The sequence below is a fragment of the Streptomyces sp. WG7 genome (genome assembly GCF_049975785.1).
GTDB lineage: Bacteria > Actinomycetota > Actinomycetes > Streptomycetales > Streptomycetaceae > Streptomyces.
In genome coordinates this window covers 16,742-39,478 of the sequence record NZ_JBNGGE010000048.1, presented here as the reverse complement: position 1 = coordinate 39,478, position 22,737 = coordinate 16,742, and the positions used below count along the sequence as shown (strand labels likewise).

The following is a 22,737-nucleotide window of genomic DNA, read 5'->3' as shown; positions in this document are numbered from 1 at the left end:
TCCAACCGGCACGCCTATGACCAGTGGGAGAGTCACGGTGTACTTCGCCGCACTGCTCGCGCGCACCGAAGACGGGTGGGAAGCGAGCGACACAGAGCTCGACGATGTGGAGACCCTGTCGGATCTGGCCGACCTCGCCCGGGAAGCCTCTCCCGACGAGGACACGGTGCTCGTGCTGATCGAGCAGGAGGACGCGTGGTTCGGAGTCGTCCGGGTGGACGGCGAGGAGGACCCCCGTATCTACGTCTCGGACGCCGCCGCGGCCGCCCGCAGCAGCTACGGCGAGATCCTGCTCACCGACGAGCTGCTCGGCCGGGAACCCGGTGACGACGGCGACGACCTCGACGCCCTCGACCTCGACGGCACGGAGGACGGGAACTCCGAGGACGACGACGAGGACGACGGGGCGGGCGGTGACGCGGCCGCCGGCACCGGTGAGTCCGTGCCGCACGGCCCGGTCGGTGACGCGGAGATCCTCGACGACCTCGGCATGAGCGAGAAGGAACTGCGCTCGATGTCCGGGGACGCGGTCGGCGAGATCGCCGAGTACCTGGGCGCCTCCGAGGTACTGGAGACCGTCCGCTGACCGCACAGGACGTGGGAGAAGAACCGCCGGAACGTTCCGGCCCGCCCGCCCCGGTACCCGACCCGGTGCGCGACCCGTGGCGGGCGGCGATGCGGCTCGCCCTGGCCGAGGCCGGGCGGGCCGCGCGGGGCGGGGACGTCCCCGTCGGAGCCGTCGTGCTGGCACCGGACGGCCGGACCGTGCTGGCGGCCGGGCACAACGAACGCGAGGCCACCGGTGACCCCACGGCCCACGCCGAGGTCCTCGCGGTCCGGCGGGCCGCCGCGGAACTCGGCGAGTGGCGGCTGGCCGGCTGCACGCTCGTCGTCACCCTGGAGCCGTGCACGATGTGCGCGGGCGCGCTCGTGCAGTCCCGCGTGGACCGCGTCGTCTACGGCGCCCGCGACGACAAGGCGGGCGCGGCCGGCTCCCTGTGGGACGTCGTGCGCGACCGGCGCCTCAACCACCGTCCCGAGGTGGTCGAAGGCGTCCTCGCGGACGACTGCGCCCGGCTGCTCACGGACTTCTTCCGCGACCGCTGACCGGCACCTGCCGAGCCGATGCCAGGCCCGTCCAGAACCGATTTCAAACCACGCCGCACTCTGTTGTAAGGTCTCTCTCGGTAGCGTGTCCGAGCGGCCGAAGGAGCTCGCCTCGAAAGCGAGTGTGGCGCAAGTCACCGAGGGTTCAAATCCCTCCGCTACCGCAGGTAGACGAAGGGCCCGGTCGGAAGACCGGGCCCTTCGTGTTGCTCCGTACCGGTTGCCGTCTACGGCGGAGTGGGCGCTCCGTTGCTTGGCCGTGGGTCGGCCACAGCTTCGGTCGCCGCCTGAACGAAGGCGGCATGGAAGCTCCCCATCTGGCTCAGGCGACTCCAGTCGGCCCGAGCCTGTTCGGCCGATGCGTCATCCCCCGTCATGAACGCCTTTCGCCACTTCGAGAGGCTGTGATAGCTGTGATACACCCGTTCCCACAGCTGAGTAGCCGGATCACGAACCCTTTCCGGGCCCAGCATCATGATCAGCATTCGAGCGCTCGTGACCCCGTTCGCCGGAGTTCCGATGTCGACTGTTCGCGGATCAGTGTCCGTTCTGGGCCTGCCCAGCATCTGGCTCATCTGCGTGGTGGCGAGGGCGTACTCGTCGAACGCGACCAACATGGCCCTGTACGCCTGTAGTCGCTGCTCGCGCAGCCAGTGTTCATGCTCGTTGAGAGCCTGCTCCCGCACTTGCTTCTCCGTAGCCCTCGCCGCTGTCTCCGCCCCCATGCGAGCTCCACGTGTAGCGGCGATGCCTCCGATCAAGGCTCCTCCCATCGCCCCCACGAGCCCCACCCCGGCAGACACGAGCGCCACCGTCTCCGCATCCATGCCTTCACACTGCCGTGCCGCTCGACAGCCTGCTGGGAATCGGGAGGAATGAGCGAGGCTCTCTGGGCGCCTGCTACCGGCGGGCGCTGTCGCTCGATCCTGGAAGAGCCCGGATTCTGACAGGCCGCGTGACGCAGGTCGATGTCGGACGCGCCGCGTCTTCGATCGAGATGCCGTACCGGGCTGGAGCTTCCCGGCGCGGAGCAGCAGTACGCGGCGGACGCCGGCGGACGCCGGCGGACGCTCCGTATCGCTTTCCGCCTCGTTCAAGTTCCGCCTCGTTCAAGCCGTCCGCACCCGTTCACGGCTGTACGCGTGGCGCCACGGACCAGGGGGGGTGTCTCGCATGCGGCGGGCCCCGTGTACGCGGCCTGGGTCACGCCGGTGCAGACGCCGGCGGGGCGCTCCCCGCCCCGCGGCCTTGGGCAGCCCGGCCACACCCGGCCCTGCCATGGCGTTGACCGGCAACGGGGAGCGGGAGCACCGGAGAGACCTGAGTGCCCTGAGTACCCGTGAGGGGAGAAACGCAGAAAGGTTACACTCGCCGCCGGCGCAGAAGGCCTGGAGGAACCGGCAGCAGGGAGGCCGCGATGGCGGTGAACGCGAAGAAGATCGCCGTCTACGTACTCGTGGTCTTCGTGCTCTATGTGATCATCACGGATCCGGCGAAGGCCGCCGACTACGTACAGATCGGCTTCGAGGGCATATCCGACGCGGCGGCAGCCGTCGGTGACTTCATGACCTGGGCCGCCAACGGAGGAAAGTGATGATCCGCCACCTGGTGCTGTTCAAGCTGAACGAGGGCGTGGAGCGCGACGACCCGCGCGTCGTGAAGGGCGTCGAGGCCTTCCGGGCGCTCGGCGGCCGGATCGAGGAGCTGCGGTTCTGGGAGTGCGCCTGGAACATCAGTGACCGGCCCATCGCCTACGACTTCGCCATCAACTCGGCCGTGGACGACACCGACGCCCTCAGGCGCTACATCGACCACCCCGCGCACCAGGAGGGCGTCGCGCTCTGGCGGGAGTTCGCCACCTGGGTGATCGCCGACTACGAGTTCTAGCCCGCAGCAGCGCTCCGGCCCCGCACCGTGCCCGGTGCGGGGCCGCTTCGCGTCCACGCCCGCGTTCACTCAACACGACGTTATGCGGTGCTTGCACACAGTGCACATGTCTTGTGATGCTATGACCGCTTTTGACGGATGACTTACGGAAGAGTTGACGGATCACGAGGTGGAGTTGACCGTGCCGGCCAGTACTGCGCCTCAAGCACCGCCCGCACCGCCCACACAGGCCGCCCAGGCCGCCGCACCAGCCGCCCAGGCCGCCACTCAAGCCACACAAGCCACACAGGCCGCACAGGCCGCACAGGCCGCGCAACCCCAGGAGTCGCCCGCGCGGGAAGCCGCGCCGCAGCGCAGCCGGGGCGCCGACACCCGGGCCCTGACCCAGGTGCTCTTCGGCGAACTGAAGGGCCTCACGCCGGGCACCCCGGAGCACGACCGGGTACGCGCGGCGCTCATCGAGGCCAACCTCCCGCTGGTGCGCTACGCCGCCGCCCGCTTCCGCTCCCGCAACGAGCCGATGGAGGACGTCGTCCAGGTCGGCACCATCGGGCTCATCAACGCCATCGACCGCTTCGACCCGGAGCGGGGCGTGCAGTTCCCGACGTTCGCGATGCCGACCGTCGTCGGCGAGATCAAGCGGTACTTCCGCGACAACGTCCGCACGGTGCACGTACCGCGTCGGCTGCACGAGCTGTGGGTGCAGGTCAACAGCGCGACCGAGGACCTGACGACCGCCTTCGGGCGCTCCCCCACGACCGCCGAGATCGCCGAGCGGCTGCGCATCACCGAGGAGGAGGTGCTGTCCTGCATCGAGGCGGGACGGTCGTACCACGCCACCTCGCTGGAGGCCGCGCAGGAGGGCGACGGGCTGCCCGGGCTGCTCGACCGGCTCGGCTACGAGGACCCCGCCCTCGACGGGGTCGAGCACCGCGACCTGGTCCGGCACCTGCTCGTCCAGCTCCCGGAACGCGAACAGCGCATTCTGCTGCTGCGCTACTACAGCAACCTCACCCAGTCGCAGATCAGTGCGGAACTCGGCGTCTCCCAGATGCACGTCTCGCGACTACTGGCGCGTAGTTTCCAGCGACTGAGGTCCGCGAACCGGATCGACACGTAGTCTCCGTACACGGCCTTCGCGCATATCGAAAGCGCGATCCAGGTGTCACCGGTGAGAGCGAATCGCTCACCAGGGCCGTTGCGGGTGGAATCGGGCCGAAAGACCGTCAGACCCCCTGTTTCCAGGGGGTATTCGCGTCTCGGATGTCGACATGTCACTACAGCGCGTTGCCGACATGTGACATTCTGCCGGAGACGCGTTTGCCGGAGCTCCGGCTCCGGTATTCAGGTGGAGGCTGCGTTCCCGGCGTGGGAGCGTTCGCCGTGACCGTCCCGCGACCCAAAGGGGGTGGCATGTCCGCAGACCAGGGCAGCTCGAAGGTGCTCGCGCTCGCTGAGAGCGAGACCGCACCCGACACGCTCGAGGCGCTCGGCCCCGTCGATGACGCACAGGCCATCGAAGCCGTACCGAACCTCGACGCCGTGCCGAACCTCGACGCCGTGCCGGCCCAGGCCGTTCCGGCCACGGAGGCCATCGACACCCGCACCCTGTCCCGCTCCCTGTTCCTGCGGCTCGCCGCCCTCGACAAGGACAGCCCGGAACGCGCCTACGTCCGGGACACCCTGATCGAGCTCAACCTCCCGCTGGTGCGTTACGCCGCCGCGCGCTTCCGCTCCCGCAACGAGCCGATGGAGGACATCGTCCAGGTCGGCACCATCGGCCTGATCAAGGCGATCGACCGCTTCGACTGCGAACGGGGCGTGGAGTTCCCGACGTTCGCCATGCCGACGGTGGTCGGCGAGATCAAGCGGTTCTTCCGCGACACCTCGTGGTCGGTGCGCGTCCCGCGCCGGCTCCAGGAACTGCGCCTGGCCCTGACGAAGGCCACCGACGAGCTCTCCCAGAAGCTGGACCGCTCGCCGACGGTCGGCGAGCTGGCCGCGGTGCTGGGCGTGTCCGAGGAGGACGTCGTCGACGGCCTCGCGGTCGGCAACGCCTACACCGCATCCTCGCTGGACTCCCCGGCCCCGGAGGACGACGGTGGCGAGGGGTCGCTGGCGGACCGCCTGGGCTACGAGGACACGGCGCTGGAGGGTGTGGAGTACCGCGAGTCCCTGAAGCCGCTGCTGGCCAAGCTGCCGCCGCGGGAACGGCGGATCATCATGCTGCGCTTCTTCGCCAACATGACCCAGTCGCAGATCGGCGAGGAGGTCGGCATCTCTCAGATGCACGTCTCCCGCCTGCTGACCCGCACCCTGGCTCAGCTGCGCGAGGGCCTCATCTCCGACTGAGTCCGGCGCCGGACGGCGACCGGACGGCGCAGAGCGCGCAGGAGCGCGCACGACGGCATGCGACGGCGACCGCCGCGGCACCTCGGGGGTGCCGCGGCGGTCGCCGTCGCATGCCGTATCCGTACGTGTCCGTGCGGGGCGGTGCCGGGCGGGTGCGGGTGCCGCTCTCCGGCGCCGGCTCCCTCCGGGCCCGTCCGCCCCGGTGCCGAGCCCTCCGAGCCGGTCCCCGCTCCGCACCGAGGCCTTCCGGACCGGCCCAGCCCGGCCCGGCCCGGTCCGTCCGCTCCTGCCCGTAACCCTCGGGGGACCGGTCCGCTCCGCGCCGGTCTGCTTCACCGCCGGTCCACTCCGGCGCCGGTTCTACTTCAGCGCCAGCCAGGCCACGGCCGCGACGATCACCACGACGGCCACGATGCCGATGATCAGGCCGACGCGGGGCCCGGAGGAGGCGGCGGGGGCCGCCTGGCGGGACTGGGGGGCGTCGTCGACGAAGGCGCGGAACATCTGGGTGCTGCCTGCGGGGTCGTTATTGCCCTGGGGGCCCTGGTTGTTAGCCATGGGCCGAGACACTAGCGAATCCGCCGATGCGGCCCAAGTGCGGGGCTCCCGAGTCCCCTTGGCCCTGCCCGTCGCGCGCCCACCGTCCGCCCGCCGGACGCCGGACACCCGCCCACCGTCCGCCCGGCCGCCCGCCCACCGCCCGCCACCTGCGCGTTTACTATCGCAATACTTGCCTTTGCCAACTTTTTATGCCGGGATGACCGTTTTTATTTGCCTGTAGCAACCAACCGATCCTATGGTTGCCCTAAGCAACAAAACGGGAGGTGCGCATGGCCGAGAAGGCTCAGTACGAGGAGCTGATCCGCCAGTTCAGCGCCTTCGGCGCCGTGAAACGGGAGATGGGACGGCTGCTGCCGCCCGACTGCCCGAGCGGGTCCGTCGCCGTGCTGACACTGCTCGGCCGCCACGGGGACATGCGCATGAGCAAGCTCGCGGAGCTGCTCGCCGTGGACATGTCGGTGACCAGCCGCCACGTCGCCCACGTCGCCGACCGGGGCTGGATCGCACGGTCGCCCGACCCCGCGGACAAGCGCTCGCGCATCCTGCGCCTGACGCCCGAAGGTCAGGGACGGCTCGACGACATCGCCGAGCGGACCAGCCAGATGCTCGCCCACCGGCTGAGCGACTGGTCCGACGACGAGGTCGGCCAGCTCTCCCGGCTCATGGCCCGCCTCAGGGCCAGCTTCGACGACTGCCGGGGACCCGCTCCCCGGCCACCCGCACCGTCCGGGGACGAACAGTCCACCCGTACACCCGCGACCACCACGTAAGCAAAGGAAGTCCATGGCAACGACCACACCAGCCGGTGTGCGGGCTCATGCCAAGCACGGGGGAGGCTCCACCGGAGACGCTCCGATGACGCACCGGCAGATCATGGAGGCGCTGTCCGGGCTGCTGCTCGGCATGTTCTGCGCCATCCTGTCCTCGACCATCGTCACCAACGCCCTGCCCGAGATCATCGGCGACCTCGGCGGCGGCCAGAGCGCCTACACCTGGGTCGTCACGGCCTCGCTGCTGACGATGACCGCCTCCACCCCCCTGTGGGGCAAGCTCGCGGACCTGGTCAGCAAGAAGGCCCTGGTCCAGATAGCCCTGATCGTCTTCGTCATCGGCTCCGTCGTGGCCGGCCTGGCGCAGAACCCCGGGATGCTGATCGCCGCGCGCGGCATTCAGGGCCTGGGCGCCGGCGGTCTGGCCGCCCTGGCGCAGATCATCATGGCCGCGATGATCTCCCCGCGTGAGCGCGGGCGCTACTCCGGCTACCTGGGCGCGACCTTCGCCGTCGCGACCGTCGGCGGTCCGCTGCTCGGCGGCGTCATCACCGACACCAGCTGGCTCGGCTGGCGCTGGTGCCTCTACGTCGGCGTGCCCTTCGCGATCCTCGCGCTGGTCGTGCTGCAGAAGACGCTGCACCTGCCCGTGGTCAAGCGGAAGGTCAAGGTCGACTGGGCCGGCGCCTTCTTCGTCACCGCGGCCGTGAGCCTGCTGCTCGTCTGGGTCACCTTCGCCGACGACAAGTACTCCTGGATGTCCTGGCAGACCGGCGCGATGGTCGGCGGCGCGATCGTGCTGACGCTGATCTTCCTCTTCGTCGAGTCGAAGGCCAGCGAGCCGATCATCCCGCTGCGCCTGTTCAGGAACCGCACCATCACGCTGGCCTCGCTGGCCTCGCTGTTCGTCGGTATCGCGATGTTCGCGGGCACCGTCTACTTCAGCCAGTACTTCCAGCTGGCCCGGGACAAGTCCCCGACCATGTCGGGCGTCATGACCATCCCGATGATCGGCGGCCTGTTCATCTCGTCCACGGTCTCCGGTCAGATCATCACCAAGACCGGCAAGTGGAAGGGCTGGCTGCTGGCCGGCGGTGTGCTGCTGACGGCGGGCCTGGGCCTGCTCAGCACCATGCGGTACGACACCCCGTACTGGCACATCGCGATCTTCATGGCGCTGATGGGCCTCGGCGTCGGCATGATGATGCAGAACCTGGTCCTGTGCACGCAGAACCAGGTGGCCCCGAGCGACCTGGGCGCGGCCTCCTCCGTCGTGACCTTCTTCCGGTCCCTCGGCGGCGCGGTGGGCGTCTCGGTGCTCGGCTCCGTGATGTCGACCCGGATCAGCCACTACGCCTCGGACACCATCGGCTCGCTCAGCCCGCAGGAGCAGGCGGCGGCCGCCAAGGCCTCCGGCAGCGGCGCGATCCCCGACATGGACCTGCTGCCCCCCGGTATCCGCGAATGGCTGGAGAGCGCCTACGGGCACGGCATCGCCGACATCTTCCTGTACGTCGCGCCGATCGCGCTGCTCGGTTTCCTGGTGACGCTGTTCATCAAGGAGGTCCCGCTGCGCACCTCGGGCGCCCTGGCCCAGGCCGCGGAGGCCACCGCCGGGACCGCCTCCCCGGCCGCCCCGGCCCCGGCCGAGGCCACCCGCGTCACGCCGGAGCCGGTTCCGGCCGGTGCGACGGCGGCCACCTCGGTCGCCGACCGGGGTCTCCAGCCCGAGACGACGCAGCGGCTCGCCGCCGTCGCCACGGCGACCGGCTCCGGTGCGCCGGAGGCGCCCGTCTCCGGTGGCATCGCGGTCCGCGGCTTCGTCCGCGGCGCCGAGTCGGCGCCGGTCCCGCAGGCCGCCGTCACGCTGATCTCGCTGGCGGGCCGGCAGCTCGGCCGGTCGGTCGCCCAGGCCGACGGCTCCTACGCGGTCGACGTGCCGGGCGCGGGATCGTACGTCCTGATCGCCTCCGCCGACGGCTTCCAGCCGCAGGCCTCGACGATCGTCGTGAACGACGAGCCGGTCGCGTACGACATCCTGCTCAGCGGCACCAGCGGGCTGACCGGCCTGGTCCGGGCCGTGGAGAACGGGCTGCCGGTCAAGGACGCGATGGTGATCGTGACCGATGTGCGCGGGGACCTGCTGGCCACCGCCGCCACCGGTGACCAGGGCGACTTCTCCTTCGCCGAACTGGTGCCGGGCACGGTGACCGTCGCGGTGAACGCCGCCGGCTACCGGCCGCGCGCCCTGCCCATCGAGGTCGGCGGCACCGGGGTCACCCGGGTCGAGGTCGACCTGCAGGCCGGGGCGCAGGTCCAGGGCGTCGTGCGGGCGCCGCACGGTCCGCTGGCCGACGCCCGCGTCACGCTCGTCGACGCGGCGGGCAACGTGGTCGGCACGGCCACCACCGGCGCGGACGGGGCGTACGCCTTCACCGACCTGGACGCCGGTGAGTACACCGTCATCGCGACCGGCTACCCGCCGGTGGCGACGTCCCTGACGGTCGCCGGCCCGGGTGCCGACGGCCACGACATCGAGCTCGCCCACCCCGGCGAGTAGCGAGACCCCGGCCCGTGGTGGCGAGCGCGCTCTGAGCGGAGGTGCGCCCGCCCACCACGGGCCGGTTTGTTTATGACACTTTCTGAGCCTTTGCAGGGAGAAAACGGGATGGGACTGACCGCGAGGATCCGAACGCGGGACGGATGGGCCGTGTCGCACGCGGTCGTCACGGTGACCGACATGACCGGCACGCAGGTGCTGCGCGCCGAGGCGGACACCGAGGGCACCGTGCGGGACACCACCCCGCTGACGCCGGGGGCGTACACCGTCATCGTCACGGCCGTCGGCTACGCGCCGGCCGCGTCCAGCGCGCTCGTCACCGCGAGCGGCCGGGCCGAGGTCGGCACCGTGACGCTGGCCCGCCAGGGCGGCACCGAGTTGCCGCCGCCCGGGCCGTGGACCGTCGACCCGGCGCACTCCAGCGTGGCGGCGGTCGCCCAGCACCTGGGCATCTCCAGCGTGCACGGCCGGTTCACGGAGTTCGCCGGCACGGTCGAGATCGCGCCGGACGACGTCACCAAGTCCCGGGTGGAGGCGGTGATCAAGGCGGCCTCCGTCGACACCGGCAACGGCATGCGCGACACCCACCTGCGCTCCGCCGACTTCCTGGACGTCGAGCGGTTCCCGGAGATCACCTACCGCTCCACCGGGGTGTCGGAGGCCGGGCCCGACCGCTGGACCGTCCACGGCGAGCTGGGCCTGCACGGTGTCGTCCGCCCGGTCGACCTGGACCTGGCCTACCTCGGCACCGGCGCCGACCCCTGGGGCGGCACCCGGGCGGCGTTCCGCGCCACGACGGAGCTGCGCCGCGAGGACTTCGCCATGAACTACAACCAGGTCCTCCAGGCCGGCATCGCCGCCATCGGTACGACGCTCAGGGTCGAGCTGGACATCCAGGCGGTCCAGGGGGAGTCGCTGCCCACCGCCTGAGTCACTGCCGGCCGCGTGAGGCGCCGCCGGACGCCCGGGCCACCAGCTCGCCGCACAGGTCCCGGAGCTTGACGTTCCGGTGCTGCGAGGCCCGGCGCAGCCGGTCCAGGGCCCGGTGGGCGTCGATCCGCTCCCGGGCCATGAGCATGCCGACCGCCTGGTCGATGACGCTGCGGGAGAGCAGGGCGGTGCGCACGTCGGCCGCCGAGGCCTGCTGCCGTTCCAGGCGCAGGGCCTCGTTCACGGCGTGCGCGGCCCGCTCCGCGAAGACGCGGGCCGCGTCGAGGCCCTGGGCCAGCGCGTCGGGTTCGGTGCCGTAGAGGTTGAGGGCGGCGCCCGTCTCGCCCTCGACGGCCAGCGGCAGCGCCAGTACACAGCGCACGCCGGTGGCCAGCGCGTACTCCGTGTACGCGGGCCAGCGGGTCTCCGTCGCCAGGTCGGGGGCATACCGGGCGCTCTGTGTCTCGGCGGCGTCCACGCAGGGGCCGGAGCCGTTCTCGTACTGCCGCAGGTCCAGGCCGCTGGGCAGGCCGGTGCTGCCCGCCAGGGTCATCAGCCGGTCGGCGCGGCTCACCGTGACCGAGCACGCGACGGCGCCGGGCACCTGCACGACCGCCCGGTCGGTCAGGTCGCGCAGGAGGGTGTCGAGGCCCTGGCTGCGCGCTATCGCACGGTCGAGCGTGTCAGGGATCTCCGAGGTCATGGCCGTACGGATATCCCGTCACCGCTCGCTCACGCCTCGTCCCCCGGCTCCGGTGTTCGCGTCGACGATGCGGCGGGCGAGGTCGCGCAGTTTCACGTTCTCCCGCTGCGAGGCCTTCACCAGGGAGTCGAAGGCGCCGGCCGCGTCGATGTCCAGCCGCTCCATGAGGATGCCGGTGGCCTGGCCGATCAGGTCCCGGGTGCGCATGGCCTCGGTGAGCTGCTCGCGCACGGTCGCCGAATCCAGGGCGAGGGAGACGTGCGCGGTGAACAGCCGGCCGATGCGGGTGGCGTCCTCGTCGAAGGCCTGTGGTTTGCGGGCGTACGCCGTCAGCACGGTCAGGCGGCGCCGGTCGGCGCGCAGCCGCAGCGACAGCGCGGAACGGAGACCGAGGCCGCACAGGGCGTTGCCGCCGCCGCCGGACTCGCTGTCGTCTATCCGGACCACGGGGGTGGTCCAGAGGCGTTCCCAGTCCGGGTGCGGCTCGCGTGCTCCGGCCCGGGACTCGCCCGCGAACCGTACGACGTCGTCGGTCCAGGCGAGTGTGCGCAGCCGGCTGCCCCGCTGGACCTCCGAGATGTCCGCGTGCTCCGCGCCGGGCAGCAGGCGCACCGCCAGCGCGACCGCGGTGTTCAGGGTGTCGTCCGGGGTGCCCGTCCCGTGCAGTTGCCGCGCCGCCGCCGTCAGGGCCTCGGCCAGCTCGAAGCCCGCCGGAAAACGCGGCAAATCAGTAAATTCGGACGCAGCCACCACGAACCTCTTCGGCATGCGCGGCCAAACGGCCGTGCGCAGGAGAGCTCCGCAGCACATTCCCGACTGCGAGCACAGGACGAACAGCACTTTAGCTGCTTGGTTGCGTGACGGTGACGCCCGGCCGAAGGACCGGGCGGACGCCTTCCGTACCCCGTCACCGGCGTGATGAAATGGGAGAAGGGTCAGGAAGCGGCCTCGACCGGAAGCCGGCGGACGTCTGTCAGGTGAGTGACGTGACCTTCCTCCCCCCACCGTGCGAGCCGTGCGATCCGCCCGGTTACGCCGTGCTCGCGCTGCCCCCCGAGATCGACTTCTGCAACGCCACGGGGCTGCTGCCTCTGATCATGGCCGCGGTGGACCACCGTTCCGACGGTCTGCGCGTCCTCGTCCTGGACCTGACCGCGACCCGTTTCATGGACTCCCAGGGCGTCCGCCTCCTCGACCGGGTACGCCGACGCCTGCCCACCCGCACCCGGCTGCGCGTGGTGGCCGCCCCGAAGGGCGTACCGAGCCGCATCCTGGAACTCTCCGGCCTGCGCCGGGACGTACCGGTGTACGACAGCCTCACGGAGGCCCTGCTTCCGGAGAGCGGTGCGGCGGACGGGCCCGGCAGCGGGGCGGGCAGCGGGAGCACGGCCTAGGCTGACGGCATGGCACCGAACATCGCGACGAACACCCGCGTCTCCCTGGACGAGTTGCTGGACTTCGTACGCCCCCGGCACCGGGCGATCCTGCTGACCCGGCGGGCCGACGGCAGCCCGCAGGGATCGCCGCTGACCTGCGGGGTCGACGATTCCGGCCGCATCGTGGTCTCGACCTACCCGGAGCGGGCCAAGACCCGCAACGCGCAGCGGGACCCGCGGGTCAGCCTCATCGTGCTCAGCGACGAGTGGAACGGCCCCTGGGTCCAGATCGACGGCACGGCGGAGGTCATCGCTACGCCCGACGCCGTGGAGCCGCTCGTGGAGTACTACCGCAACATCGCCGGTGAGCACCCCGACTGGGACGAGTACCGGCGGGCCATGGTGAAGCAGGGCAAGTCGATCATTCGGGTGACGCCGGAGAAGTGGGGTCCGGTGGCGACGGGGGGCTTCCCGGCGCGGCTGGCGTCGGACGACTGACCGAGGGAGGCCAGGGACCGGGCGCGTGGGCCGGGGACCGGGCACGGGGGCCTGTCACAGGGCCGGACACGGGACTGGGCACGGGGGCCCCTGTCACGGGATCCGTCACGAAGCCGGGCACGAGGGCCTGTCACACGGGTACCCGGCACGGGACCGGGACCGGGACCGGGTGCGGGACCGGGACCGGGACCGGGTGCGGGACCGGGACCGGGACCGGGACCGGGTGCGGGACCGGGACCGGGACCGGGTGCGGGACCGGGTGCGGGACCGGGACCGGGACCGGGACCGAGTGCGGGACCGGGGACCTGTCCCGGAGCCGGTCACCCTCGTTCGACCATCGCCTCGATGCCCGCCACGAGCAGGTCCAGCGCGAACTCGAAGTCCCGGTCCAGCATCTCCCCGACCGTGTCGCCGCCGCGGGCCGACATGAGCTCCCGGGACTCCTCGATGACGTCCGCGATGTCCGGCGACTGGGCCACCGCGCTCATGGAGGCCTGGAAGTACTCGTCCGGACTCAGGCCGCTGCCCGCCGCCCGGGCGAGGAGGTGGCCCTCGATGGTTCCGTAGCCGTAGACGAACTGGAAGACGGCGGAGATGGCACCGGTCAGCCGGTGCGCGGGCAGACCGCTGCGGCGCATGACGACCTGCACGGCCCGGGAGAAGGCCAGCGAGTGCGGCCCGATGTTCAGGTAGGTGCCGGTCAGCTGGGACAGCCAGGGGTGGCGCACCAGCAGCCTGCGGTTCTCCCGGGCCAGCGTGCGCAGCTGCCCGCGCCAGTCCTCGCCGGCCTCCGGGCCGGGGTGGCGCAGCTCGCCGAAGACGGCGTCCAGGGCGAGTTCGAGCAGCTCGTCCTTGGTGTCGACGTACCAGTACACGGACATCGCGGTGACGTCCAGCTCGGCGGCCAGCCGGCGCATGGAGAACTTGGCCAGGCCCTCGGCGTCCAGCAACCGGACGGTGACCTCGGTGATCCGCTCCCGGTCCAGTCCGGACGGCTGCCCGCCGCGCCGCCCGCTCCGACGGCCCTCACCCGCCAGCCAGACACTGGCCCGCGGCCCCTGCCGCCCTGCCTTCGCCATGCGCCCATTCTCCTCGCTCGTCATCCGCCGGCCGGTCGGCCCGCCCGCACTCACCCCTCAGGCGTTCTCCTTCTCCGCCCGTCGCAGCAGCACCGCCGCGACCACACCGCCGAGCAGCACAGCCACCGCTCCCACCAGCTGACTGCGCTCCAGCCCGGAGGAGAACGCGTCGATCACCCGGTCCCGCTCCGCCTCGCCCTCCGCCGAGGCCAGCGCCGCCGGCAAGGACGCCGCCGCCACCGGCACCAGCGCCGCGAACCGCGAGTTCAGCACCGCGCCCAGCACGGCCACGCCCAGCCCGTTGCCGAACTCCGCCAACGTACCGTTGACGCCCGCGCCGACCCCCGCCTTGGCCGGCGGAATCGAGCTCATGATCGCGTGTGCCATGGCCGGGTTGCCGAGCGCGCACCCCACGCCGATCAGCAGCAGGCCCAGCAGCGTGCCGGCGTAGCCCTCACCGGTGAGCGTGGCGATGGCCACCAGGCCCGCCGACATCAGCACCATGCTCAGCAGCACCGCCACCGGCGTACCCAGCCTGGCCAGCCATTTCGCCGCCACCCCGGAGAAGTTCAGGAGGACCACGGTCAGCGCCAGCGGCGCGGTCGCCAGCCCCGCCTCCAGCGGGCCGTACCCGAGCACGAACTGCAGGTGCTGGGTGAGCAGGAACAGCGCGCCGCCCATCCCGAAGGTGATCAGCACCAGCCCCGCCACCGCGCCCGTGAACCGCTGGTCGCGGAAGAAGGCCAGGTCGAGCATCGGGTACGGGATTCGGCTCTCCCAGTACGCGAAGAGCGCGAGGACGCCCACCGCGACGGCCGCCGTGGCCGACACCCTGCCCGACGTCCAGCCGTGCTCGGGGCCGGAGATGATCGCGTAGACCAGCGCGGACATGCCGATCGTGGAGAGCACGGCACCGATCAGGTCGGGGCGGTCGCCCTGCCGGTTCCTCGACTCGGGGACCAGGGTCACGACCGCGGCCAGGCCCAGCGCCACGACCGGCAGATTGATCAGGAAGATGGCGCCCCACCAGAAGTGGTCGAGCATGAATCCGCCGATCAGCGGCCCGCACGCGAAGCCGAGCGCGCTGACCGCGCTCCAGATGCCGATCGCCTTCGCGTGCTCGGCGGGCGCGAAGATCTGCATGACCACGGCGAGCGTGGTGGTCAGCAGCAGCGCGCCGCCGACGCCCATCCCGGCCCGCGCCGCGATCAGCTGCCCGGTGGTCTCCGCCAGACCCGCCGCCAGGGAGCCCAGGCCGAACAGGGCGAGGCCCGTGGCCAGCATCTTCTTGCGGCCGTAGCGGTCGGCGGCGCTGCCCGCGGTGAGCAGCAGGCCGGACTGCACGAGGGAGTAGGCGTTGATCATCCACTGGATGTCCGAGGTGGCCGCGCCCAGCTCGCTGGTGAGCGAGGGGATGGCCACGTTCAGCACGGTGTTGTCCAGCACCACGGTCAGCTGGGCGAGGCTGATGACACCGAGGATCAGCCAGCGCTGCGGGTGGCCCTGGACCGTGGGCGCGGCTTCCCGCTCCTGGAAGGACGTCGTCATGCTGTACAGCGTATAGGGGCCCTTATACGCTGTACAGCATGGTCTTCCCGGGTCAGGCCGTCGTCGGCTGCGTGAGGTCGCAGAAGGTGGCCGAGCCGGCCGTCACCTCCTGGGCAGAGCAGGCCGGTGGCCAGCAGCAGGCCGAGGAAGGCGGCCGGACCCGGCGGGGGTCCTCGGGGCGGCCTCGCCACAGTCCTCGCAGGCGCGGCCGCCGGGACGGGCCGGGCTCGGGCGGCGCCACCGGCGCCACCGGCGCCACCGGCGGCCCCCAGTCCCCGCCGTCCGGGGGACGCGTGTCCCCCGCGGGCACCGTCGGGTCGTGGTGCGTCGTCATCGTCCGTCCCTCGGGTCGGTGTCGGCGGGGCGGGGGCGCACCGGCCGCAGCCGCACGGTCGCGTCGCTCCAGGCGCGGGAGGAATCCGGGTTCAGTGGTTCCCGGACACCGTGTCCCGGCGTTTCCGTGACCGGTGGCGCGTCCACGGTGGGCGGCGCGTCCGGGAACACCCAGGCGCGGAAGAGCAGGAAGCGCAGCACGGTGGCCGCGAGGTTGGCGGCGATCAGCACCGCCAGCTCGGTGGAGTGGTCCGGGTCGGCACTCGCCGCGTTCAGGGCGGCGAGCGAACCGCTGGTCAGGGCGAGACCGATGCCGAAGACGACCAGCCCCTGCGCCTGGTGCCGCACCGCGCCGCCGCGGCCCCGCACCCCGAAGGTCAGCCGCCGGTTGGCGGCGGTGTTGGCGACCGCCGAGACCAGCAGGGCGAGCGCGTTGGCGAGCTGCGAGCCGCCGAAGTGGCGGAAGCCGCTGTAGAGCACCAGGTAGAAGAGGGTGGACAGGGCACCGACGGCACAGAAGCCGACGAGCTGCCGGGCCAGCCCCTGCGGTACGTCCTTCAGGTCGCGGTCGCGCGGGTCGTCGCCGAAGGGCCGCGCCAGCCGGTCCAGCGGCAGCGAACCGGTGGCCAGCGCCTTGCCGACCCGCCACACGCCCTTGAGGTCGTCGGTCGCCGTCCGCACGATGTGCACGGTGGAGTCCGGGTCGTCGACCCAGTCGACCGGCACCTCGTGGATCCGCAGCCCCGCGCGCTCGGCGAGCACCAGCATCTCGGTGTCGAAGAACCAGCCGGTGTCCTCCACCAGCGGCAGCAGCACCCGGGCCACGTCCCGGCGGATCGCCTTGAACCCGCACTGGGCGTCGGAGAAGCGGGCCTGGAGGGAGCCGCGCAGGATGAGGTTGTAGGAGCGGGAGATGAACTCCCGCTTGGCGCCGCGCACCACCCGTGAGCTGCGGGCGAGCCGGGAGCCGATCGCGAGGTCCGAGTGCCCGGATATCAGCGGCGCCACCAGCGGCAGCAGCGCGTTCAGGTCGGTGGACAGGTCGACGTCCATGTAGGCGAGGACCGGGGCGTCCGAGGCCGACCAGACGGTTCCGAGGGCCCGGCCCCGCCCCTTCTGCTCCAGCCGGAAGGACGTGACCTCGGCGAGCTCCGCCGCCAGCCGCGCCGCCACGTGCGGGGTGGCGTCGGTGGAGGCGTTGTCCGCGACCGTGATGCGGAAGGCGTACGGGAACGTCCGCGTGAGGTGCTCGTGCAGTCTCAGGACGCACGGCCGGAGGTCCTTCTCCTCGTTGTGGACGGGGATCACTACGTCCAGGACTGGCGTACCGGCTCCTGCGGCCGGGAGGTGCTCCCGTGCCGGCAGGGAGCCGGGAGAAGAGTCGGTTCGCATGGGACCGACTCTTCTCAAGTCCCCTGTCGCACCCGTGTGGTGGGACTGTGCTGTGCCTGTGAGTGCGACGCCGCGCCGCGCCGCGCCGGGAGGGCGGGCAGGTACAGGGTGAACACCGTCCGGCCCGGCACGCTGTCGACCGTCACGCCACCGCCGTGCGCGGTGGCCACGGCCTGCACGATGGCGAGCCCGAGGCCCGTCGAGCCGTTCGTCCGGGACCGCGCGGAGTCGCCGCGCGCGAACCGTTCGAAGACGTGCGGCAGCAACTCGGCCGGGATGCCCTGCCCGTTGTCCTCGACGTCCACGCACAGCCACCCGCCGCTGTGCCGCACCCGCGCGGTGACGGTCGTACCGGGCGGGGTGTGGTTGCGGGCGTTGCCCAGCAGGTTGACCAGCACCTGCTGGAGCCGGGCGGCGTCCGCCGACACCACCATCGGTTCCTCGGGCAGGTCGAGCCGCCAGTTGTGGTCGAGTCCGGCCGCGCGGGCGTCGCTGACGGTGTCCACGACGAGCGGTACGAGGTCGGTCTGCCCGAACTGCAGCGGCCGCCCGGCGTCCAGGCGGGCGAGCAGGAGGAGGTCCTCGACGAGCAGGGTCATGCGCCCGGCCTCGGACTCGATGCGTCCGAGCGCGTGCCGGGTGTCGGGGCCGACCTGTTCCCGTCCCCTGCGGGTGAGTTCGGCGTACCCGCTGATGGAGGCGAGGGGCGTACGCAGCTCATGGCTGGCGTCGGCGACGAACTGCCGTACCCGCGTCTCGCTCTCCTGCCGCGCGTGCAGCGCGCCGTGCACGTGGTTCAGCATCCGGTTGAGCGCGGCACCGACCCGGCCGACCTCGGTGTGCGGGTCGCACTCGGACTCCGGGACGCGTTCGTCGAGGTTCACCTCGCCCGCGTGCAGCGGCAGTTCGGAGACCCGGGTGGCGGTGGCGGCGACCTTGCGCAGGGGGCGGGTGGCGACGCCGACGATGACGGTCCCGGCGAGGGAGGCGGCGATGAGACCGGCGGCGGTGACGCTGGCCTCCACGAGGATCAGGGTGTTGATGGTGCCGGTGACGTCCGAGGTCGGGACGGCGGCGTAGTACCCGTTCCGGTACTCCACCCGGTAGTCGCCGAGGCCGGGGATCTCGACGGTGTGTGCGCCTCCGTCCCGGGAGACGGACGCGAGCGCGGCGCGCTGCGTCTCGCTGAGGGAGACCGCCGTGGTGCGGCTGACGTCGGTGCTCTCCTCGTCCTCCCTGCCGTACATGGCGTCGACGACGACACCGTCCCGCACTTCGGCGACGACCGTGCGGCGCGGTTGCGGACCGTGCCTGACGAACTCGCCGAGGTCCACCCGCTGCGGGTCGCCGCCGCCGGCCTGGGGATCACCGGGCGGTCCGAAACCGGACACCCGCATCGCGACCTCGCGCAACTGCCCGTCCAACTGGTCGTACAGGTGCGACCGCAGCGCCACCGTCGTCACCGTGCCGATCACCGCGCACACCACCGCGATCAGCGCCACCGACGCGACGACGAGCCGCGTCCTCAGGGTTCTCGGCCGCGGTCGTCGCCGCACGCTCACGCCGCGGGCTTGATCAGGTAACCGGCACCGCGCCGGGTGTGGATCATCGGCTCGCGTCCGGCGTCGATCTTCCGGCGCAGGTAGGAGATGTACAGCTCGACGACGTTGGCCTGCCCGCCGAAGTCGTACGACCAGACCCGGTCCAGGATCTGCGCCTTGCTGAGCACGCGCCGCGGGTTGCGCATGAGGAAGCGCAGCAGTTCGAACTCGGTGGCGGTGAGGTGGATGCCGTCGCCGCCCCGGGTGACCTCGTGGCTGTCCTCGTCGAGGGTGAGGTCGCCGACGACCAGGACGGAGTCGGAGCGCCGGTCGGCGGCACCGGAGCGCCGGATCAGCCCGCGCAGCCGGGCGACGACCTCCTCCAGGCTGAACGGCTTGGTGACGTAGTCGTCCCCGCCGGCGGTCAGCCCGGCGATCCGGTCCTCGACCGCGTCCTTGGCGGTCAGGAACAGCACCGGCACGTCCGGCAGGTCGCGGCGCAGCCGCCCCAGCACGCTCAGCCCGTCCATGTCGGGCAGCATCATGTCCAGGACGACGGCGTCGGGCCGGAACTCGCGCGCGGCCTGGACGGCACCGTGTCCGTCCCCGGCGCTGCGGATCTGCCAGCCCTCGTAGCGCAGGGCCATGGACAGCAGCTCGGTGATGGACAGCTCGTCGTCCACCACAAGCACCCGGACGGGGCTCCCGTCCGGCCTCAGCAGTTCGGTGCGCCCCTGGGGCGAGGTCGTGGTCATAACGGACACCATGTCGGGGCGCTCTGAGAGCGCCCTTTCCCCAAGCTGTGATTTCTCTGAGAAACGCACAGGGGCCTCTCAGCCAGCTCCCGTCGACCAGGGCCGGTCAGCGTTCCGACGGCCGGGGCCACCGAGGCCACCGAGACCACCGAGGCCACCGAGGCCACCGAGGCCACCGAGGCCACCGAGGCCACCGAGGCCACCGAGGCACGATCGCGCCCGGCACTCCGGGGCACTCCCTCCCGGGCACCTCCCAGGAGCCTCCCGGACGCCTCCCCGGCGCAAGGAGCCGCCGGACAAGGTCAGAACAGCCCGTCCTGTACTCCAGCCGCTCGCTTGAGCTCCCGCACGGGCACGGCGCACGGCCGCCCCTCTGCGGACACCAGCTCCCACCCGGTCATCAGCCGCGTATCGAGCACGACGACCCCGCGCTCGGTCGCCAGGTGCAGATCCGGCCCCGCGGCCGCCACCAGCTCCCCCCCGATCGCCCCGCCCGCCACCAGCTCGGCCACCTCCCCCACGGCGGCCGGCCCGCGGCCCGCCACCCCGTCGGCTCCGAACGCACCCGCGTCGAGCCCGAAGACACCCGCGTGGTCCACACCCCGGAACGGCTCCGGCGTCAGCGACTCCGGCCAGCCGCCGAGCGCCACCGCCCGCGCGTGCAGCTCCGCGATCTCGGTCGCCCGCCCCTCCTCGGACGCCGGCAGCCCGGCCCGCACCGCGCGCTTGTGGGCGTACGGGATCCGGTCGGGCACGCCCAGTGCTGCGCGCAGCAGTTCCTCGGTCCGCCGCGCGGCCATCAGCGGCCCGCTGCCCAGCCAGCTGAAACAGACCGCGCCCTGCTCCAGCAGCCGGGCGGCTCCCCGTTCCTGTGCGGTGATCCCCACCTTGACGAGCCCCGGCCCGAACCACGCCAGGTACACGCGGTACGGCCGCGGATCGTCCGCGATCGTGTCGGCGGCCACGGAGTGCGCCCGGTCCAGCCGCGCGCACTCCTCGCACCGCGCCCCCGTACTGCGCCCCGGCACACCGGCCCGCACCGGACACGCGTGCCCCCGTGCCCCCACACATGTCCGCACACCCCCCTCGGCGACCGCGAACGCCACCCGCTTCCCCCGGGGCAGCGCGCTGCGCCGCCCCCCGGCCCACGCGAGCACGGGACCGTCCGCCGCCCACCGCAGCCCCGCGCATTTCCATGCCTGTGCCATCGCTGTCGAGGGTATGGGGAGCCACTGACAACGCCCTACGCGCCGCCTGCCCTCATCCCGCTCGGCGACGTGGAAGCCGGGGCCGGGCTCGGTGTACGTCGGACCTGGCGGACGTACACCGATGCGACGCGGCTCGGCATGGACCGCGGTCGGCCGGCGCCTGGAACGGCTCCGCCGGCCGGTCGAGGGTGCCGGCCCCGAAGTAACGTACGGCCATGGCAGCAAGCAACACCATGTGCCCCGAGCGCCTGGTCATGGAGCACATCACCAGCCGCTGGGGCACCCTGGCCCTGATCGCGCTGCTGGACCGCTCGTACCGCTTCAGCGAACTGCGCCGGGAGATCGGCGGGGTCAGCGAGAAGATGCTGGCCCAGACCCTGCAGACGCTGGAGCGCGACGGTCTGGTCCACCGGGACGCCAAGCCCGTGATCCCGCCCCGCGTGGACTACTCCCTCACGGACCTCGGCCGGGAGGCCGCCGAACAGGTCCGGGACCTCGCACGGTGGACGGAGCGGCGGATGGCGGCGGTCGAGCAGGCCCGCGCCGCATACGACGCGACGAAGGCCTGACGCACCCGCCACCCGCCCCACTACTCCGTACTCGCCGTACTCGCCGTACTCACCCCGAACCCCGGTGGCGTCACGACTTCAGCACCGCCTCCATGACGCTGCGGGCGATGGGCGCACCGAGGCGGCCACCGGAGATGTCCGAACGGGAGATGTCCATCTCGGTCGGATCGATGAAGACGGCCACGGCGACGGAGGACCCGTCGTCCTTCTTGCCGTAGGAGACGAACCAGCCGTACGGCACCTCGTCGTCCACGTCGACACCGCGCTGCGCGGTACCGGTCTTGCCGCCGACCGTGATGCCGTCGATCAGGGCACGCTTGGCGCTGCCCTCCTTGGCGGTGAACTCCATCATCTGCTGGACCTTCTGCGCGGTCTCGGCGGAGACCGCCTCGCTCATCACCGCGGGCTCGGTCTTCTCCAGCGTGCCGAGGTCCGGTCCCTTGACCTCGTCGACGATGTAGGGCTGCATCAGCTTGCCGTCGTTGGCCAGGGCGGCGGTGACCATGGCCATCTGCATCGGCGTACTGGTGAGGCTGCCCTGTCCCATGCCGGTGAGCGCGGTGCCCGGCTTGTCGAGGTTCTCGGGGTACAGGCTCTTGGTGGCGAGCAGGTCGCCGAAGTCGTCGGAGTAGACGTCCTCGTTGAAGCCGAACTTCTCGGCCGTCTCGCGCATCTTGTCCTGCCCCAGCTCGGAGGCGGCGTCCAGGAAGACGTTGTTGCACGAGTGCTGCATCGCGACCTTCATCGAGGCCTTGTCGCAGACGGCGTCACCGGCCTCGCTGCCGATCCTGTTGGTCGACTGCGGCAGCTTGTACGGCGATGCGGCGTCCGTGCGGGCGTCGATGTCGCTGACCACCCCGTGCTCCAGCGCGGCGGCCGCCGTGAGGATCTTGAAGGTGGAGCCCGGCGGGTAGGTCTCGCGCAGCGCGCGGTTGGCGAGCGGCTTGCTCTTCTCCTTGGTGAGCGCGACGAAGCGGTCCGACTCGTTGAAGGTGCCGCCCGAGAACGTCGACGGGTCGTAGGAGGGCGCCGAGACCAGAGCCAGCACCTTCCCCGTCGCCGGGTCCAGGGCGACGACGGCGCCCCGGGCTCCCTTCAGGTCGGTCAGCCCCTTCCAGGCCGCCTTCTGCGCCTTCGGGTCGATGGTGGTGACCACGGAGCCGGCGCGCCGGCCCTCGCCGCTGACGATGTCGGCGAACCGCTGGAACGCCAGCCGGTCGTCCTTGCCGGTCAGGATGGAGTCGTAGGTCTTCTCCAGCAGCGTCATGCCCTGGGCCTGCGACGCGTACCCCGTCACCGGCGCGTACATCGGCCCGTCGACGTAGGTGCGCTTGAACTTGAGGTCGGTGCCCTCGGTCTCGGCGGAGCCGGTGACGGCCCGGCCACCGACGACGATGTCTCCGCGCGGGGTGGAGAACTGCTCGATCTGCACCCGCCGGTTCTTCGTGTCCGAGGCGAGCTCCGGGGCCCGGACGTACTGCAGCCAGTTCGCGCGGATCAGCAGGCCGAGCACCAGCAGCCCACAGAAGATCGCCACGGCCCTCAGCGGCTTGTTCACCGGGTGCCCC

At 71.8% G+C, this 22,737-nt stretch carries 23 protein-coding genes and 1 tRNA gene; 13 read left to right on the top strand and 11 right to left on the bottom strand.

All coding sequences use genetic code 11. The features are described 5' to 3' along the window. Positions 1-37: 37 nt before the first annotated feature. The 3 genes from ACP4J0_RS31955 to ACP4J0_RS31945 all read left to right on the top strand — a co-directional run bounded on the left by ACP4J0_RS31955 (position 38) and on the right by ACP4J0_RS31945 (position 1,271). Positions 38-586, top strand: a complete 549-nt coding sequence (locus ACP4J0_RS31955; protein ID WP_426602220.1) for a hypothetical protein — start codon at positions 38-40, stop codon at positions 584-586. Between the two features lie 89 nt (positions 587-675). Beyond that, the gene (tadA, locus tag ACP4J0_RS31950; RefSeq protein ID WP_426602219.1) at positions 676-1,107 is read left to right on the top strand and encodes a tRNA adenosine(34) deaminase TadA; all 432 of its coding nucleotides are present in this window, start codon (positions 676-678) and stop codon (positions 1,105-1,107) included. Between the two features lie 79 nt (positions 1,108-1,186). Continuing rightward, positions 1,187-1,271: transfer RNA gene (locus tag ACP4J0_RS31945), tRNA-Ser, on the top strand. 63 nt (positions 1,272-1,334) lie between these two features. Here the strand turns inward: ACP4J0_RS31945 and ACP4J0_RS31940 are convergent. Beyond that, positions 1,335-1,793 (bottom strand): hypothetical protein, encoded by a 459-nt coding sequence (locus tag ACP4J0_RS31940; RefSeq protein ID WP_426602202.1) that lies wholly within the window; start codon positions 1,791-1,793, stop codon positions 1,335-1,337. 731 nt (positions 1,794-2,524) lie between these two features. On the opposite strand from ACP4J0_RS31940, the gene ACP4J0_RS31935 reads away from it, so the two are divergent. The 4 genes from ACP4J0_RS31935 (at position 2,525) to ACP4J0_RS31920 (ending at position 5,346) form a co-directional block, all read left to right on the top strand. Next, complete coding sequence (locus ACP4J0_RS31935; RefSeq protein ID WP_426522992.1) at positions 2,525-2,701, top strand: hypothetical protein; 177 nt, start codon at positions 2,525-2,527, stop codon at positions 2,699-2,701. Then, positions 2,701-2,994: a Dabb family protein gene (locus ACP4J0_RS31930; protein WP_426602201.1), complete on the top strand. Its 294-nt coding sequence runs from the start codon at positions 2,701-2,703 to the stop codon at positions 2,992-2,994. Before ACP4J0_RS31935 ends, ACP4J0_RS31930 begins: the two co-directional genes overlap by 1 nt. Before the next feature lie 181 nt (positions 2,995-3,175). Next, entirely contained in the window at positions 3,176-4,114 is a 939-nt protein-coding gene (locus ACP4J0_RS31925) for an RNA polymerase sigma factor SigF (RefSeq protein WP_426602200.1), read from the top strand. Positions 4,115-4,407: 293 nt separating this feature from the next. After that, the gene (locus ACP4J0_RS31920; protein ID WP_426522989.1) at positions 4,408-5,346 is read left to right on the top strand and encodes an RNA polymerase sigma factor SigF; all 939 of its coding nucleotides are present in this window, start codon (positions 4,408-4,410) and stop codon (positions 5,344-5,346) included. 360 nt (positions 5,347-5,706) lie between these two features. Here the strand turns inward: ACP4J0_RS31920 and ACP4J0_RS31915 are convergent, their stop codons facing one another. After that, positions 5,707-5,904, bottom strand: coding sequence for a hypothetical protein (locus ACP4J0_RS31915; RefSeq protein WP_426602199.1), 198 nt, complete (start codon positions 5,902-5,904; stop codon positions 5,707-5,709). A gap of 272 nt (positions 5,905-6,176) precedes the next feature. Between ACP4J0_RS31915 and ACP4J0_RS31910 the strand changes: the two genes are divergently transcribed. The 3 genes from ACP4J0_RS31910 to ACP4J0_RS31900 all read left to right on the top strand — a co-directional run bounded on the left by ACP4J0_RS31910 (position 6,177) and on the right by ACP4J0_RS31900 (position 10,167). Beyond that, positions 6,177-6,677: a MarR family winged helix-turn-helix transcriptional regulator gene (locus ACP4J0_RS31910; protein ID WP_426602198.1), complete on the top strand. Its 501-nt coding sequence runs from the start codon at positions 6,177-6,179 to the stop codon at positions 6,675-6,677. Between the two features lie 13 nt (positions 6,678-6,690). After that, on the top strand, positions 6,691-9,237 hold the full coding sequence (locus tag ACP4J0_RS31905) for an MFS transporter (RefSeq protein WP_426602197.1): 2,547 nt from the start codon (positions 6,691-6,693) through the stop codon (positions 9,235-9,237). A gap of 108 nt (positions 9,238-9,345) precedes the next feature. After that, positions 9,346-10,167 carry a YceI family protein gene (locus tag ACP4J0_RS31900; RefSeq protein ID WP_426602196.1) on the top strand — a complete coding sequence of 274 codons (822 nt, stop codon included), beginning with the start codon at positions 9,346-9,348 and terminating at the stop codon, positions 10,165-10,167. 1 nt (position 10,168) lies between these two features. On the opposite strand, the gene ACP4J0_RS31895 is transcribed toward ACP4J0_RS31900, so the two are convergent. Both ACP4J0_RS31895 and ACP4J0_RS31890 read right to left on the bottom strand, forming a co-directional pair. Then, on the bottom strand, positions 10,169-10,870 hold the full coding sequence (locus ACP4J0_RS31895) for an ANTAR domain-containing protein (protein WP_426602195.1): 702 nt from the start codon (positions 10,868-10,870) through the stop codon (positions 10,169-10,171). An 18-nt stretch (positions 10,871-10,888) separates the two neighbouring features. Beyond that, complete coding sequence (locus tag ACP4J0_RS31890; RefSeq protein WP_426602194.1) at positions 10,889-11,638, bottom strand: ANTAR domain-containing protein; 750 nt, start codon at positions 11,636-11,638, stop codon at positions 10,889-10,891. Positions 11,639-11,847: 209 nt separating this feature from the next. On the opposite strand from ACP4J0_RS31890, the gene ACP4J0_RS31885 reads away from it, so the two are divergent. Next, positions 11,848-12,264 carry an STAS domain-containing protein gene (locus ACP4J0_RS31885; protein WP_426602193.1) on the top strand — a complete coding sequence of 139 codons (417 nt, stop codon included), beginning with the start codon at positions 11,848-11,850 and terminating at the stop codon, positions 12,262-12,264. Between the two features lie 9 nt (positions 12,265-12,273). Beyond that, positions 12,274-12,744 carry a PPOX class F420-dependent oxidoreductase gene (locus ACP4J0_RS31880; RefSeq protein ID WP_426602192.1) on the top strand — a complete coding sequence of 157 codons (471 nt, stop codon included), beginning with the start codon at positions 12,274-12,276 and terminating at the stop codon, positions 12,742-12,744. Between the two features lie 320 nt (positions 12,745-13,064). On the opposite strand, the gene ACP4J0_RS31875 is transcribed toward ACP4J0_RS31880, so the two are convergent. From ACP4J0_RS31875 to ACP4J0_RS31850, 6 genes are all read right to left on the bottom strand, one after another. Then, positions 13,065-13,823: a TetR/AcrR family transcriptional regulator gene (locus ACP4J0_RS31875; RefSeq protein WP_426602191.1), complete on the bottom strand. Its 759-nt coding sequence runs from the start codon at positions 13,821-13,823 to the stop codon at positions 13,065-13,067. 57 nt (positions 13,824-13,880) lie between these two features. After that, positions 13,881-15,371, bottom strand: coding sequence for an MFS transporter (locus tag ACP4J0_RS31870; RefSeq protein ID WP_426602190.1), 1,491 nt, complete (start codon positions 15,369-15,371; stop codon positions 13,881-13,883). A gap of 330 nt (positions 15,372-15,701) precedes the next feature. Next, complete coding sequence (locus ACP4J0_RS31865; protein WP_426602189.1) at positions 15,702-17,096, bottom strand: glycosyltransferase; 1,395 nt, start codon at positions 17,094-17,096, stop codon at positions 15,702-15,704. Between the two features lie 14 nt (positions 17,097-17,110). Next, complete coding sequence (locus ACP4J0_RS31860; protein WP_426602188.1) at positions 17,111-18,658, bottom strand: sensor histidine kinase; 1,548 nt, start codon at positions 18,656-18,658, stop codon at positions 17,111-17,113. After that, positions 18,655-19,392: a response regulator transcription factor gene (locus ACP4J0_RS31855; protein WP_030403173.1), complete on the bottom strand. Its 738-nt coding sequence runs from the start codon at positions 19,390-19,392 to the stop codon at positions 18,655-18,657. Before ACP4J0_RS31855 ends, ACP4J0_RS31860 begins: the two co-directional genes overlap by 4 nt. A gap of 302 nt (positions 19,393-19,694) precedes the next feature. Further along, positions 19,695-20,600 (bottom strand): DUF2797 domain-containing protein, encoded by a 906-nt coding sequence (locus tag ACP4J0_RS31850; protein ID WP_426602187.1) that lies wholly within the window; start codon positions 20,598-20,600, stop codon positions 19,695-19,697. A gap of 215 nt (positions 20,601-20,815) precedes the next feature. Between ACP4J0_RS31850 and ACP4J0_RS31845 the strand changes: the two genes are divergently transcribed. After that, positions 20,816-21,169 carry a winged helix-turn-helix transcriptional regulator gene (locus tag ACP4J0_RS31845; RefSeq protein WP_426602186.1) on the top strand — a complete coding sequence of 118 codons (354 nt, stop codon included), beginning with the start codon at positions 20,816-20,818 and terminating at the stop codon, positions 21,167-21,169. Between the two features lie 70 nt (positions 21,170-21,239). On the opposite strand, the gene ACP4J0_RS31840 is transcribed toward ACP4J0_RS31845, so the two are convergent. After that, a complete protein-coding gene (locus ACP4J0_RS31840) occupies positions 21,240-22,727 on the bottom strand; it encodes a peptidoglycan D,D-transpeptidase FtsI family protein (protein ID WP_426602185.1) in 1,488 nt (495 codons plus the stop codon). Positions 22,728-22,737: the final 10 nt, after the last annotated feature.

Bases quoted from the DNA above. Each gene is read 5' to 3' on its own strand.
- tadA (WP_426602219.1), top strand. From the start codon at position 676: ATGCGGCTCGCCCTGGCCGAGGCCGGGCGGGCCGCGCGGGGCGGGGAC.
- ACP4J0_RS31935 (WP_426522992.1), top strand. From the start codon at position 2,525: ATGGCGGTGAACGCGAAGAAGATCGCCGTCTACGTACTCGTGGTCTTC.
- ACP4J0_RS31930 (WP_426602201.1), top strand. From the start codon at position 2,701: ATGATCCGCCACCTGGTGCTGTTCAAGCTGAACGAGGGCGTGGAGCGC.
- ACP4J0_RS31920 (WP_426522989.1), top strand. From the start codon at position 4,408: ATGTCCGCAGACCAGGGCAGCTCGAAGGTGCTCGCGCTCGCTGAGAGC.
- ACP4J0_RS31915 (WP_426602199.1), bottom strand. From the start codon at position 5,904: ATGGCTAACAACCAGGGCCCCCAGGGCAATAACGACCCCGCAGGCAGC.
- ACP4J0_RS31910 (WP_426602198.1), top strand. From the start codon at position 6,177: ATGGCCGAGAAGGCTCAGTACGAGGAGCTGATCCGCCAGTTCAGCGCC.
- ACP4J0_RS31905 (WP_426602197.1), top strand. From the start codon at position 6,691: ATGGCAACGACCACACCAGCCGGTGTGCGGGCTCATGCCAAGCACGGG.
- ACP4J0_RS31900 (WP_426602196.1), top strand. From the start codon at position 9,346: ATGGGACTGACCGCGAGGATCCGAACGCGGGACGGATGGGCCGTGTCG.
- ACP4J0_RS31895 (WP_426602195.1), bottom strand. From the start codon at position 10,870: ATGACCTCGGAGATCCCTGACACGCTCGACCGTGCGATAGCGCGCAGC.
- ACP4J0_RS31890 (WP_426602194.1), bottom strand. From the start codon at position 11,638: ATGCCGAAGAGGTTCGTGGTGGCTGCGTCCGAATTTACTGATTTGCCG.
- ACP4J0_RS31880 (WP_426602192.1), top strand. From the start codon at position 12,274: ATGGCACCGAACATCGCGACGAACACCCGCGTCTCCCTGGACGAGTTG.
- ACP4J0_RS31875 (WP_426602191.1), bottom strand. From the start codon at position 13,823: ATGGCGAAGGCAGGGCGGCAGGGGCCGCGGGCCAGTGTCTGGCTGGCG.
- ACP4J0_RS31870 (WP_426602190.1), bottom strand. From the start codon at position 15,371: ATGACGACGTCCTTCCAGGAGCGGGAAGCCGCGCCCACGGTCCAGGGC.
- ACP4J0_RS31865 (WP_426602189.1), bottom strand. From the start codon at position 17,096: ATGCGAACCGACTCTTCTCCCGGCTCCCTGCCGGCACGGGAGCACCTC.
- ACP4J0_RS31855 (WP_030403173.1), bottom strand. From the start codon at position 19,392: ATGACCACGACCTCGCCCCAGGGGCGCACCGAACTGCTGAGGCCGGAC.
- ACP4J0_RS31850 (WP_426602187.1), bottom strand. From the start codon at position 20,600: ATGGCACAGGCATGGAAATGCGCGGGGCTGCGGTGGGCGGCGGACGGT.
- ACP4J0_RS31845 (WP_426602186.1), top strand. From the start codon at position 20,816: ATGGCAGCAAGCAACACCATGTGCCCCGAGCGCCTGGTCATGGAGCAC.